The sequence below is a fragment of the Peribacillus frigoritolerans genome (genome assembly GCF_004358755.1).
Taxonomy (GTDB): domain Bacteria; phylum Bacillota; class Bacilli; order Bacillales; family Bacillaceae; genus Bacillus_P.
In genome coordinates this window covers 606,613-619,137 of record NZ_SMZY01000003.1, presented here as the reverse complement: position 1 = coordinate 619,137, position 12,525 = coordinate 606,613, and the positions used below count along the sequence as shown (strand labels likewise).

Genomic DNA, 12,525 nt, shown 5'->3' with positions numbered 1-12,525 from the left:
TTTTGCATGAAAAAAGGAGCTGTTAATAAATTTAACAGCTCTTTTTTGGCGACCTTGCTCCGCCAAAAGTGGCAGCACTAAGGCAAGTGACGCCACTTTTTATGAGTTGAACCGTTAAAAATGGCAGCACTAATGCGAGTGCTCCCATTATCTGTCCAACTTAACAATCTCCGCATCAGGGTGAGAGTCATAAAGAATCAGATCCTTCAAGATTTCAGCGCCAAGCATGGAATAGACGGTTCCATTTCCGCCAAAGCCAAGACAGTAATAGACGTTGTCTTTCTTTGGATGCTTTCCGATGAAAGGCAGTCCGTCGTCTGATTCGCCAAAGCTTGCGCCCCATACGGAATCCACTTCCATTTCATAGCTCGGATAATGCTCTTTGATTTTATCCAAGAGCCGCTGACCGCATTCGCGGATGATATCCTCGCTGCTTGGAGCTTCCATTTTTTCTTCATCCAGGCCTCCGGCTACAATTCTGCCGTCAACCGTTGTTCTCATATAGAAATAGGGACGTTTCGTTTCCCAAATCAGGCTCCGGTCTTCCCAATGATCAAGAAACTTCACTGGCGTTGTCACAATCGCATATGTTCGGTTCACTTCTGCACCCAGTTTTTTCGCAAAAGGAATGGTCTCATAGCCGGTCGAATAAATGACTTTCTTAGCGGCAATTCTCCCATGCGGGGATTGAAAATAGACGTATTCATCATCTCTGTCCGTCTCTTCAATTTCGGTGTTCTCAAAAATACGCACACCCTTGTGATGAGCGTCTTCCATTAAAGCTTGAATGAATTTATATGGATTTACTTCAGCATCGCCATCTGTCAAAAGAGCAGCCGGCTTTTCAAATCCGAATCGCTCTTTGATTTCATCTTTTTTCAAAAACTCTGCAGGAAAACCGTGCTTAGATAGAGCTTTAAACTCTTTTTTCAGTTTTGATTTGTCGCCGGAGGTGCTTGCATAGTACAAGCTTTTTCTTCTGATGAAATCGACTTCCTTGGGCAGGCTTTTAGCTGCAAGTTCGAGCTCATCTACCGCTTTTAAGCACATTTTATAAAAACGGACCGCTTGCTCTTCGCCCATTCTTTTGATGAATTCATGCAGCATCATGTCATTTGAAAACTGCAGCAACCCCGTATTGGCACTTGAACTGCCGCTGCCGACGGTCCTTTTTTCGACTACTATTGTATTTAAATCATATTTTGAAAGGGTATGGGCGCACAAAGCACCTGACATGCCGCCTCCAACGATGAGGACATCGCATGTGATTGTATCATGAAGTTCAGGGTATGCCTGAATGTCATTAACCGTTTTAGGCCAGTATAGAGAACCGTTATGCAGCTTCATTCTTTTTCCTCCTTAGGATGATAACAAGCATATTCCCTCTTTTATCCAAAGAAAAAACCTCTCTAATTAAAATTTTCTCCAAAAATAGAAAAGGAAATCAGGTGTTCGAAAAGGAAATTACTATATGTGTGAAAAACTTCCGGGAGGGAACAAAATGATTTCAGTTGCAATGTTAAGCAAATGGCACGTTCATGCCGTTGATTATGAAAGAGATATACATAACAGTTCTAAGTTGAACATTACGCAAGTATGGGATGAAGACAAAGAAAGAGGGCAGCAATGGGCCAATGAACTGAATGTTCCATTTGAGCCTGAGCTTGAGAAAGTTCTGAGCAATCCTGCCATTGAAGGGGTGGTAGTGGATACACCGACTAACATGCACAAGGATGTCATCATAAAAGCAGCACAGCATGGAAAACACGTTTTCACAGAAAAAGTACTGGCATTAACAGCAGCGGATTGCAAAGAGATCTTTGAAGCTGTCCAGAAAGCGGGAGTGACCCTTGTCGTCTCGATGCCAAGACTGAGCACGGATTATTACCTTTATGCTGAACAAGCACTGAAAGAGGGGAAAATCGGAGAACTCAAAATGGCAAGATGCCGTGTTGCTCATAACGGTTCAGTCCCTTCTGCGGAAAACCCTGAAGGATGGCTGCCGGCGCACTTTTACAATGCCGAACAATGCGGCGGAGGCGCTCTTATCGATTTAGGCGCACATCCGATTTACTTGCTTAACCGTCTTGCAGGAAAACCTAAAGAAGTATCCGCTCATTTTGATTACGTTTATTCAAAGGAAGTCGAAGATCAGGCTTCTGTCCTCGTTTCTTATGAGAACGGCGTAACTGGAGTGCTCGAAACCTCATTCGTTTCACATGGAAGTCCGTTTTATCTTGAATTGTACGGAACCGAAGGCTGTCTGCTGATTCAGGATGGAAAAGTGGAACTCAGAAATGGCGAAGGCACACATGTGATCGAGCAGCTTCCAGAAGAGCTGCCAATTCCAATGGAGCAATGGGCAGACGCCATCCAGTCTGGCAAAACACCATATATTTCGAATGAAGATGCTTTGCTGCTGACGGCAGTGAATGAAGCGGCGATTCAGTCGAATGTGGAAAAGCGGAGAGTTACAATTCAATTATAAAAAGAAAACAGCTGGAGAACTCTCCAGCTGCTTTTCCATCATTTTTTACTTTTTTTCTCATAACGCTTATACAAATTGTAAATCTTCTGTTCAGATGCATCCTTCGCAGTCATGTAATGATCTTCAAACAGGTTCGAAAAATAAGTCGTTGAACGTCCGCACTGCAGTCCCATCACGTAGGCGCCTTCAGTAAACGAATACTCTTTGACCATCCAGGAAGCCCCATCTAAGTGAATCGTGACGACTTCACCAAAATAAATGCTCATGCATTCTTCCAAGTCCGCAATGGACAGCTGAAAGTCACGGAACTTATTTTCCTGAAAAAATGAAAAGTACACTTCTTCCAGCTGGATTAAACTTTTTAAAGAATAGTTTAATGTTAAGCCGAGTTCTGCATATATATCTTCTAAAAGAGACAAGTTCTCTTTCCGTTGTTCATAGTAATACACTTTGGCCAATTCTTCATTTTCAAAGACAGGCAAATTCCTGCCATAATCTGTTTCAATTTGATGATTATAAGATTCTAGCATTCTGTCACCTCTCGTCGTTTGTTCATTAGCAAGTATATCATCCTGAAGACTTTAATAGAGCAGCTTACATTAAAGCTACAAGGGAGGTGGAATTTGGAAAAAGTACTGGTGTTCAATTCTGGTGCAGAAAGAGCGGTCCTGCATTTTCGTGGTGTCCAGCTTCACCTCCTAGCCCCTCGGTCAGAACAAATTCCCCGAAAAAGTCAAAACCGGACTTTTCCGGTGAATTCTTATCTGCCTGTCGGGGCTAACCAGTCGGTTCAGCATTTCGTTATCTATACACAAATTGGATAATGATGTTATAATGTTAGCGGTTACATTTATAATATTTTGAAAGTTCTACTATTTTTAACATAACGGGGGAAATGGATGGAATCACTAAACGTATATTTGAATAATTACTTAATCGTTGTTGTTTTCCTGCTCCTTGGCATTTTGCTTCCTGTTGTTGCGCTTGGAATCGGCCGGATTTTGAGGCCCAGTGCACCAAGCGAAGCTAAAGCAACCACATACGAAAGCGGAATTGATCCATACCATGATTCACGCGTGCAGTTTAATGTCCGCTATTATATGTTTGGCCTCATGTTTGTTATTTTTGACGTAGAAACGGTGTTTTTATATCCATGGGCAGTCGCATATGAGAAGTTAGGCGTGTTTGCCCTCATTGAGATGCTCATTTTTGTCATCATGCTCGTGATCGGGCTAGTCTACGCATGGAAGAAGAAGGTGCTGAAATGGACTTAAATGTAACGAATATTCCACATGATGAAATGGAAGAACTGAAGCGCAGCGTCTTTTTAACAACGCTTGAAGAGCTGAAGGGATGGGCGAGAAGCAATTCCCTCTGGCCGCTCACGTTCGGACTTGCCTGCTGTGCAATCGAAATGATGGGTGTCGGCTCGTCCCACTATGACCTGGACCGATTCGGATCTTTTTTCCGGACATCACCGCGCCAGTCCGATGTCATGATCGTTTCGGGGACTGTGACGAAAAAAATGGCTCCGGTCCTAAAGCGTCTCTATGATCAAATGCCTGAACCTAAATGGGTGATTGCCATGGGCTCTTGCGCAACAGCTGGCGGTCCCTATATTAAATCATACGCCGTTGTAAAAGGAGTCGACCAGATCGTGCCGGTTGATGTGTACATCCCGGGCTGTCCTCCTAATCCTGCTGCCCTCATCTACGGAATTAACAAGCTGAAAGAAAAAATCCGTTATGAGGCGAAAACAGGGAGTGAAATAATCCATGAGCGATGAGAAAGACCTCCAGCAGCTGAAGCGGGAAGCCGCTCAAAAAGCGAAGGAAGCAGCTCTGAAAAAGCTCGCTGAAAAGCAGGCTAAGCAAGAAAACCTGCCTTCAGACAGCGGCGATCTTGCAAAACAAAAGGCGGCAGCTGCTGCAAAGGCAAAGGCAGCGGCATTAGCGAAACAAAAAGCACAGGAAGCGAAAGCGAATGAAACAATCGATGACGCAAGCCTTGCGAAGCAAAAAGCGGCAGCTGCAGCAAAAGCGAAAGCCGCTGCACTGGCAAAGCAAAAGGCCAAGGAAACAGCGGAACCGGCTGATGAGGCAGCTCTCGCGAAACAGAAAGCGGCAGCCGCCGCAAAAGCAAAAGCCGCAGCCCTCGCAAAACAGAAAGCCAAGCAAGCAGAGGGGGCCGGAAACGAATCAGCAGACGATCTCGCCCTTGCGAAACAAAAAGCAGTGGCAGCAGCAAAAGCGAAAGCAGCAGCCCTCGCAAAACAGAAAGCTAAACAAGCAGAAGGGGCCGAAAACGAATCTACAGATGACCTCGCCCTTGCGAAACAAAAAGCAGTGGCAGCAGCAAAAGCAAAGGCCGCAGCTCTCGCAAAGCAAAAAGCAAAAACAGAAGGTGCACCTGCAGATGATTTAGCCAAGCAAAAAGCAGACGCTGTTGCCAAAGCAAAAGCGGCAGCCGCCGCAAAAGCAAAAGCTTCCCGTGAAAATCTTTCCGATGATGAATTGGCTAAAGAGAAGGCAAAGGCCATCGCAGCTGCAAAAGCAAAAGCCGCTGCCGCAGCTAAAGCAAAAAAACTTACTCCAGATGAGCAGCCTCAACAAGAAGAACCTTCACCTAATGAGCCCATTTTAAATAAGTATGTAAAAGTGATCGGGGAGCAGCTCGGTAAAGACGTTTTGGAAGAATACTATATTAATAGGCTGTCCAAAGATGTCCCGACACTTGTTGCAAAAAGAGAATCCTATCTTGCCATTGCCAAGCTTCTGAAAGAACATGAAGAATTGGCATTTGATTACGTTTCTGAACTTCATGGCACCGATTTTCAAACGCATATGGAAATGTACGTTTATCTTTTTTCCTATGTCCACCGCCATACAGTTGTCCTGAAAGTAAAGCTTGACCGCGACAAGCCTGAAATTGATTCCCTTGAGCCGCTTTGGAAAGGCGCGGACTGGCCTGAGCGCGAAGCATTTGATTTGCTTGGCATTCACTTTTCCGGCCACCCGAATTTAACGAGAATTATGATGCCGGATGACTGGGTCGGCCATCCTCTTCGCAAAGATTATGAACCCTATGATGTGGAGGTGTAGCTTTTGATACGGACAGAAGAAATGCTCCTGAATGTCGGACCGCAGCACCCGAGTACACATGGCGTGTTCCGGCTTGTGATCAAGATTGACGGAGAAATCATTAAAGAAGCTACACCGGTTATCGGCTATTTACATAGAGGCACCGAAAAGCTTGCGGAAAACCTGCAATACACACAAATCATTCCTTATACAGACCGCATGGATTATCTGTCTGCGATGACGAACAATTATGTCATCTGTCATGCAGTGGAAACGATGACAGGCATTCAGGTGCCGGAGCGGGGAGAGTATTTAAGGGTGATTGCGATGGAGCTTGGACGAGTCGCAAGCCACCTTGTCTGGTGGGGCACCTATTTGCTTGATATTGGGGCAGTCAGTCCATTTTTATATGCTTTCCGCGAGCGGGAAATGATTATCAATTTGCTGACGGAGCTTTCGGGCGCGAGGCTGACTTTCAATTATATGAGGGTCGGCGGCGTGAAATGGGATGCGCCGGAGGGCTGGACCCAAAAGGTAGCCGAATTCATCCCTTATATGAGAGAACAGCTGAAAGGCTATCATGATCTCGTGTCCGGAAATGAAATCTTTTTAAACCGTGTAAAAGGAGTAGGCATCTACACGAAAGAAGAGGCGCTTGCTTACTCCTTAAGCGGGGCAAATCTGCGCTGCACAGGCGTGAAATGGGATCTTCGAAAGGATGAACCCTACTCGATTTACGACCGGTTTGATTTTGACGTGCCTGTCCGGACAAAGGGGGATGCCTTTGCCCGCTACGAATGCCGAATGGAAGAAATCGAGGAATCCTTGAAAATCTTAGAGCAGGCAGTAGAACAATTCCCGGCTGATGGACCGATCATCGCAAAAGTGCCGAAAATCATTAAAGCACCTAAAGGAGAGGCGTATGTTCGGATTGAATCTCCGCGCGGTGAAATCGGCTGCTATATTGCAAGTGAAGGAAAAAAAGAGCCGTACCGTCTGAAATTCAGGCGTCCGTCCTTTTACAATCTGCAGATCCTGCCAAAGCTTTTGGAAGGAGAAAACATGTCAAATCTCATTACCATTCTCGGTGCCATTGACATCGTACTTGGGGAGGTGGACGGCTAATGGTGGAGGGCCTGCTTCAATCATCGCCGGGCATAGGCAACTTTGCGATCTTCTTTGGGCTTGCAACAGCATTCCTGTTCGTCGTCCTCGGCTTCGTCACATATGGCATCCTGGCAGAGCGCAAGGTCATGGGTTTCATGCAGGGGCGCATCGGCCCCAACCAGGTTGGGGGCAGATGGGGGCTGCTGCAGACGGTGGCAGACGTTTTAAAGCTTCTGATAAAAGAAGACACGATTCCGAAGCTTGCTGACAGGCCGCTGTTTATTCTCGCTCCTGTCATCGCCTTTGCTCCGGCATTCATCGTACTATCAACGATTCCGTTTACTGATGCCTTTCAGTTTGCTGATCTTGGAGTCGGTCTGCTGTTCTACATTGCCATATCAGGCTTAACAACGATAGGCATTGTAACAGGAGGCTGGGCTTCAAATAACAAATACTCGCTGCTTGGCGGTATGCGTGCTGCAGCTCAAATGATTTCCTATGAGATTCCGCTTGTTATGTCGGTGATCGGGGTTGTCCTGTTATCAGGAAGCCTGAATTTAAATACGATAGTAGATGCTCAAGAGGACGTCTGGTTTATCTTTCTTCAACCGATTGGATTTCTCATTTTCCTCATTGCCTCGGTGGCAGAGCTGAACAGAACACCGTTTGACTTGCCTGAAGCAGAGTCAGAGCTCGTTGCCGGTTATCATGTCGAGTACTCCGGCTTCCGCTGGGCATTCTTCATGCTTTCGGAATATGTGTACTTCTTCGCGATGGCATCCTTAACAACCGTTCTCTTTTTAGGCGGATGGCATCCGGTTGCGTTTCTTGACTTTATCCCAGGCGCAATCTGGTTCGGTCTCAAATTCAGTGTAGTGATCTTCATCCTCATCTGGTTCCGCGTCACATTCCCGCGGATCCGCGCCGATCAGCTGATGGAATTCGGATGGAAAGTGCTGCTTCCGGTCGCACTCGCGAACATTTTTATCACGGCGATTGTGAAGGAGATTTTCTTTAAATAGGAGACAGCTGGAAAAAAGAAAGTAAATCCGGAATACCCGCAAGTAAGAAAGGCATTCCGGAAAGTATTTAACCAGTATCGGCAAGTAAAAGCGGAAAATACCCGCCGCAGCCCGGCCAAAACCCGGCACAGCGGCCCAGTCTTCACAAATTAAAGGGGTGAGAGCATGCGAGGCTTGGCAAAAGGTTTAACGTATACCCTGAACAACTTGACGAAGAAAAAAGTGACGTATGATTATCCGAACGATGCCCTGGCGCTGCCTGACAGGTTCCGCGGCATTCAGAAGTTTTATCCGGAAAAGTGCATTGTCTGCAATCAATGTGCGAATATCTGCCCGACAGATTGCATTGAGCTGACAGGGAAGAAGCATCCTGATCCGGCGAAAAAAGGGAAAATCATTGATACGTATGATATTAACTTTGAAATTTGCATCTTATGCGATCTTTGCACGGAAGTTTGCCCGACAGAAGCCATCGTGATGACGAATAACTTTGAGCTTGCGGAGTACAGCCGCGATCAGCTTTTTAAAAATCTCGAATGGCTGGATGAAAATGATGAGAACATCAGGGAGGAGAATAAGGTGTGAGTATAACCGGAGAGTATGTAGCCTTTATCGGACTCGCCATGGTGGCAATCGGGGGCGGCATTCTCATGCTGAATGTGGCAAAAGTGGTTCATATGGTCGTATCGCTGGTGTTTACTTTCGTGAGTATTGCCGGATTATATGTTCTTCTCTCCGCCGAATTTGTCGCAGCTGTCCAAATCTTAATCTACTCGGGTGCGATCACGATCATCATGCTGTTTGGGATTATGCTCACGCGTCATGAGGACGAGGAGCAGTCCGCAGCGGGCACAGGAAGAAAGCTCATCACGTTTATTGGAATCGCTGCGTTTGCGCTCGTTATGTATCTTGGAATCTATGATCTCAAGCTCGGTGAGCCGACTGCCAATCTGCATGTAAAAAATACAGAGCAAATCGGAATTTCCCTTTATTCGCATTTCGTCATTCCGTTTGAGCTCACATCGGTTCTTTTGCTTGTTGCCCTCGTTGGAGCGATCATTCTGGCGAAAAAAGATGAGAATGAGGAGGACAAAAAATGAGCTCGATTCCATTATCCGCCTTTCTTGTTCTCGCACTGATCCTTTTTTGCATCGGCTTATACGGAGCTTTGACGAAACGAAATACGGTCATCGTGCTTATTTCAATCGAGCTGATGCTGAATGCTGCCAACATAAATTTGGTTGCCTTCAGCAAATACGGCGTCGTTCCTGATATAACCGGACAGGTTTTTTCACTCTTTACGATCACGATCGCAGCAGCAGAAGCAGCCGTTGGACTTGCCATCCTGTTTGCCCTGTACCGCAACCGGAGATCCGTCAATATTGATGACTATAATACTATGAAGCACTAAAACCTCTAAACAAGAAGGGGATTGAATACAATGATGCCATATGCCTGGACGATCCCGCTGTTCCCGCTTGTCTCATTCCTCGTGCTGCTTCTGTTCGGCAAACGCCTGAGGGAGGGCAGTGCCTTTGTCGGAAGCGCTCTTATGCTTTTTGCATTTGCGGGCTCGCTCGCTGTATTGTTCGAACGGTTTACACAGCCAACCTATAAAGCGGAAACCGTGTGGCTCACAATTGGCGATTTTGACCTGACAGCGGGTTTTGAAATCAATCAATTAAATGCCTTGATGCTGGTGATCGTTTCGCTTGTAAGCTTAGCTGTACATATTTATTCAAAAGGATATATGCATGGAGACCGGCGCTTTCCTGTTTTTTATGCGTATCTAGGTTTATTCACCTTCAGCATGCTCGGGCTTGTCATGACGACAAACCTGCTTCAGCTCTATATCTTCTGGGAACTCGTCGGAGTCGGATCCTTCTTATTGATTGGTTTCTATTTTTATAAAGAAGAAGCGAAGGCAGCTGCAAAAAAAGCCTTTATCATGACACGGATCGGGGATGTCGGTCTGTTCATCGGGATGCTCCTCCTCTTTTGGCAGGTAGGAAGCTTTGAATATGATCAGATTTTTGCGAGTGTGGCAGATGGCAAAGTCCCGCTTGATATGATTACCCTGATCAGCCTCTTGATTTTCATCGGGGCAATTGGAAAATCAGGTCAATTTCCGCTTCATTCCTGGCTGCCGGATGCGATGGAAGGTCCGACGCCCGTCTCCGCCCTCATCCATGCGGCAACAATGGTTGCGGCCGGTGTTTATTTAGTTGCTCTCATGTATCCGCTATTTGCCGCCAGTGAAACGGCCCTCCTTGTAGTAGCTACTATTGGAGCCTTCACGGCTATTTTCGCTGCAAGCATCGGCCTTGTGCAAAAAGACATCAAACGAGTGCTTGCTTATTCGACTGTCAGTCAGCTTGGCTACATGATGCTGGCACTTGGTTCCGCAGGCTATGTCGCGGGTGTTTTTCATTTAATGACACACGCCTTTTTTAAAGCCCTGCTGTTTCTAGCGGCGGGCAGTGTGATTCACGCTGTTCATACACAAAACATCGATCAGATGGGCGGCTTGTGGAAAAAACTGAAGTTCACGGGTCCGCTGTTTCTGATCGGCACGCTGGCCATAAGCGGAGTCCCGCTCTTCTCAGGATTTTTCAGTAAAGATGAAATTCTGATAGCAGCATGGACACATGGAAATCCTGCCCTTTTCTGGCTGGCACTCATCGCCGCCTTTTTCACTGCTTTTTATATGTTCAGGCTCTTCTTCCTTATATTCACGGGGAGGCCGAAAACAGAGCTTTCAAGTGTAAAAGAATCACCGTCCAATATGCTGATTCCAATGAGCATCCTTGCCGTTCTCGCCATTTTCTCAGGCTACAGCAACACTCCTTGGTTCGGTACGTTTCTTGGTGATTGGCTGACGGAAGGATCGCCGCAGCTTGGCCACGGCCATATTGAAGGGCCGCTATGGATTATGGTCGCAGCAACCGCCGTCTCTTTGCTTGGCATCTTGCTTGCTTACATGATGTACAGCAAACAATCGATCTCAGCTGAGAAAATAAGGTCGCGGGTGCCAATGCTTCATTCGGTGCTTAAGAATAAATATTTCATTGATGAGTTATATGGAATGACAGTGATCTGGCTTACGAATACAATCAGCGTTTTTTGCAAGTATCTCGAAAAATTCCTGGTTGAGGGTGCTGTAAAAGGTGCAGCGGGTATTGTCCGCTCAGCCGGCGCCTTCGGTTCGAAAATGCAGAACGGCCAAGTGCAGATGTATGGAACCGTGGCCTTTGTCGGACTCGCTATCTTACTCGTTCTATATGCAGTGACAGGGGGGAACTTTTTATGACATCTATTTTGCTTACGGCCCTGGTTTTCTCACCTGTTCTTGGCATCATCGTTCTTGCTTTTATGAATAAAGATCAGGAAACCCCGCTAAAACTGGTCGGATTCCTGGCGACTCTGCCTGCCGTCCTTTTATCAGGCATTGTGTTTGCGCAATATCAGCTCGGCAGCGACCTTGCGCGATTTACCGAAAAACAAAAATGGATTGCGTTTGGCCAATACAGCGACATGCAGCCAGGCGTGTTTACGGTAGATTATGAGCTTGCACTTGATGGATTTTCGCTGATTATGGTGCTGCTCACATCGATTCTCGCGGCTTTAGCTGCAGCGGCCTCTGTTTCCATTAAAAAGAACTGGAAAAGCTATTTTATACTGCTGCTCCTTCTAGAAGTCGGCATGCTCGGCGTCTTCATGGCCCAGAATCTCATTCTTTTCTTCATCTTCTTTGAAATCACGCTGATTCCGATGTTCTTTCTCATCGGAAAATGGGGATTCATGGCCCGCGAAAAAGCAGCGTATCAATTTTTGCTGTATAACGGATTTGGGTCAGCGATCCTGCTGATTGTAATCATTCTGCTCTTTTCAAAAACAGGGACAACAAATATCGATTTGCTTGGCCAATTGCTGAATACTCCGGACGTTCAGCTGATCGGGCCAATCTCAGACGATTTTAAGCTTGGATTGCTGATTGCCCTCATCGCGGCATTTGGAGTGAAGCTTCCGATTTTCCCGCTGCATACGTGGATGCTGAGGGTGCATGTTCAGGCGCCGCCGCCAATTGTGATGCTGCATTCTGGCATTCTTTTGAAAATTGGAGCATTCGGTTTAATAAAATTTGGACTTGGCTTATTCCCGAACGAGTTTTCAAAGCTAAGTACGATCTTAATCGTGCTTGGGCTTGTAAATCTTCTGTACGGAGCGTTTCTGGCGCTCATCCAGAATGAGTTGAGAATGGTGCTTGCTTACTCAAGTATTTCGCATATGGGGATTGTGCTCATCGGACTTGGCGCTTTAAACGAAGCGGGTATACAGGGGGCGATTTTCCAGGTTGTTTCACACGGACTGATCTCTGCTCTGTTGTTTTTCTTAGTGGGAGTGCTGCTGGAACGAACGCAAACAACACAGCTGGATCAGCTTTCAGGCTTAGCGAAAGCCATGCCGCTCGCTGCGGGATTTTTGCTGGCAGGGGCAATGGCATCGCTTGGTTTGCCCGGCATGTCCGGTTTCATCAGTGAATTGACGGCGTTCATGGGGGTTTTCGATCAGCATCCGGAGCTTGGGGCAATCGGAACAATCGGCATCATTTTGACCGCCGCTTATCTATTGAGAGCTGTCCTATCGATTACCTTTGGAGCCGAAAAAAAATCAGAGCATACGCACTTTGATATGAAGTGGTACGAGATTATTCCGGTAACCGTATTGCTGTTCTTCATTATTTTGATTGGCGTCTATCCGAATGGACTTTCCGTTCCGCTGCAGCTGACAATCGAAACCATCATGAAAGGGATAGGGGGGTGATGAA

The 12,525-nt window shown here is 46.4% G+C and carries 14 protein-coding genes; 12 read left to right on the top strand and 2 right to left on the bottom strand.

Features of this window, described 5'->3' with window-relative positions:
* Positions 1-147 precede the first annotated feature (147 nt).
* A complete protein-coding gene (locus E2R53_RS16505; protein ID WP_133312813.1) occupies positions 148-1,347 on the bottom strand; it encodes an NAD(P)/FAD-dependent oxidoreductase in 1,200 nt (399 codons plus the stop codon).
* 154 nt (positions 1,348-1,501) lie between these two features.
* Here E2R53_RS16505 and E2R53_RS16500 point away from each other — a divergent pair, with 154 nt between their 5' ends.
* Positions 1,502-2,488 (top strand): Gfo/Idh/MocA family protein, encoded by a 987-nt coding sequence (locus tag E2R53_RS16500; protein WP_133312812.1) that lies wholly within the window; start codon positions 1,502-1,504, stop codon positions 2,486-2,488.
* Positions 2,489-2,526: 38 nt separating this feature from the next.
* Here the strand turns inward: E2R53_RS16500 and E2R53_RS16495 are convergent, their stop codons facing one another.
* On the bottom strand, positions 2,527-3,018 hold the full coding sequence (locus tag E2R53_RS16495; protein WP_133312811.1) for a hypothetical protein: 492 nt from the start codon (positions 3,016-3,018) through the stop codon (positions 2,527-2,529).
* A 93-nt stretch (positions 3,019-3,111) separates the two neighbouring features.
* Between E2R53_RS16495 and E2R53_RS16490 the strand changes: the two genes are divergently transcribed.
* From E2R53_RS16490 to E2R53_RS16440, 11 genes are all read left to right on the top strand, one after another.
* A complete protein-coding gene (locus tag E2R53_RS16490; protein WP_133312810.1) occupies positions 3,112-3,312 on the top strand; it encodes a hypothetical protein in 201 nt (66 codons plus the stop codon).
* A 75-nt stretch (positions 3,313-3,387) separates the two neighbouring features.
* Positions 3,388-3,762, top strand: a complete 375-nt coding sequence (locus E2R53_RS16485) for an NADH-quinone oxidoreductase subunit A (RefSeq protein ID WP_070875400.1) — start codon at positions 3,388-3,390, stop codon at positions 3,760-3,762.
* The gene (locus E2R53_RS16480; RefSeq protein WP_070875399.1) at positions 3,753-4,274 is read left to right on the top strand and encodes a NuoB/complex I 20 kDa subunit family protein; all 522 of its coding nucleotides are present in this window, start codon (positions 3,753-3,755) and stop codon (positions 4,272-4,274) included. Before E2R53_RS16485 ends, E2R53_RS16480 begins: the two co-directional genes overlap by 10 nt.
* Positions 4,264-5,589: an NADH-quinone oxidoreductase subunit C gene (locus E2R53_RS16475; protein WP_133312809.1), complete on the top strand. Its 1,326-nt coding sequence runs from the start codon at positions 4,264-4,266 to the stop codon at positions 5,587-5,589. Before E2R53_RS16480 ends, E2R53_RS16475 begins: the two co-directional genes overlap by 11 nt.
* A 3-nt stretch (positions 5,590-5,592) precedes the next feature.
* Complete coding sequence (locus E2R53_RS16470) at positions 5,593-6,693, top strand: NADH-quinone oxidoreductase subunit D (protein WP_133312808.1); 1,101 nt, start codon at positions 5,593-5,595, stop codon at positions 6,691-6,693.
* Positions 6,693-7,697 carry an NADH-quinone oxidoreductase subunit NuoH gene (gene nuoH, locus E2R53_RS16465; protein ID WP_070875397.1) on the top strand — a complete coding sequence of 335 codons (1,005 nt, stop codon included), beginning with the start codon at positions 6,693-6,695 and terminating at the stop codon, positions 7,695-7,697. The genes E2R53_RS16470 and nuoH overlap by 1 nt, the downstream gene beginning before the upstream one ends.
* A gap of 165 nt (positions 7,698-7,862) precedes the next feature.
* A complete protein-coding gene (nuoI, locus tag E2R53_RS16460) occupies positions 7,863-8,282 on the top strand; it encodes an NADH-quinone oxidoreductase subunit NuoI (RefSeq protein ID WP_070875395.1) in 420 nt (139 codons plus the stop codon).
* Positions 8,283-8,284: 2 nt separating this feature from the next.
* On the top strand, positions 8,285-8,797 hold the full coding sequence (locus tag E2R53_RS16455) for an NADH-quinone oxidoreductase subunit J (protein WP_133313091.1): 513 nt from the start codon (positions 8,285-8,287) through the stop codon (positions 8,795-8,797).
* The gene (gene nuoK, locus E2R53_RS16450) at positions 8,794-9,108 is read left to right on the top strand and encodes an NADH-quinone oxidoreductase subunit NuoK (protein ID WP_133312807.1); all 315 of its coding nucleotides are present in this window, start codon (positions 8,794-8,796) and stop codon (positions 9,106-9,108) included. The genes E2R53_RS16455 and nuoK overlap by 4 nt, the downstream gene beginning before the upstream one ends.
* 30 nt (positions 9,109-9,138) lie before the next feature.
* On the top strand, positions 9,139-11,007 hold the full coding sequence (nuoL, locus tag E2R53_RS16445; RefSeq protein ID WP_133312806.1) for an NADH-quinone oxidoreductase subunit L: 1,869 nt from the start codon (positions 9,139-9,141) through the stop codon (positions 11,005-11,007).
* Positions 11,004-12,521, top strand: a complete 1,518-nt coding sequence (locus tag E2R53_RS16440; RefSeq protein WP_133312805.1) for a complex I subunit 4 family protein — start codon at positions 11,004-11,006, stop codon at positions 12,519-12,521. The genes nuoL and E2R53_RS16440 overlap by 4 nt, the downstream gene beginning before the upstream one ends.
* Positions 12,522-12,525: the final 4 nt, after the last annotated feature.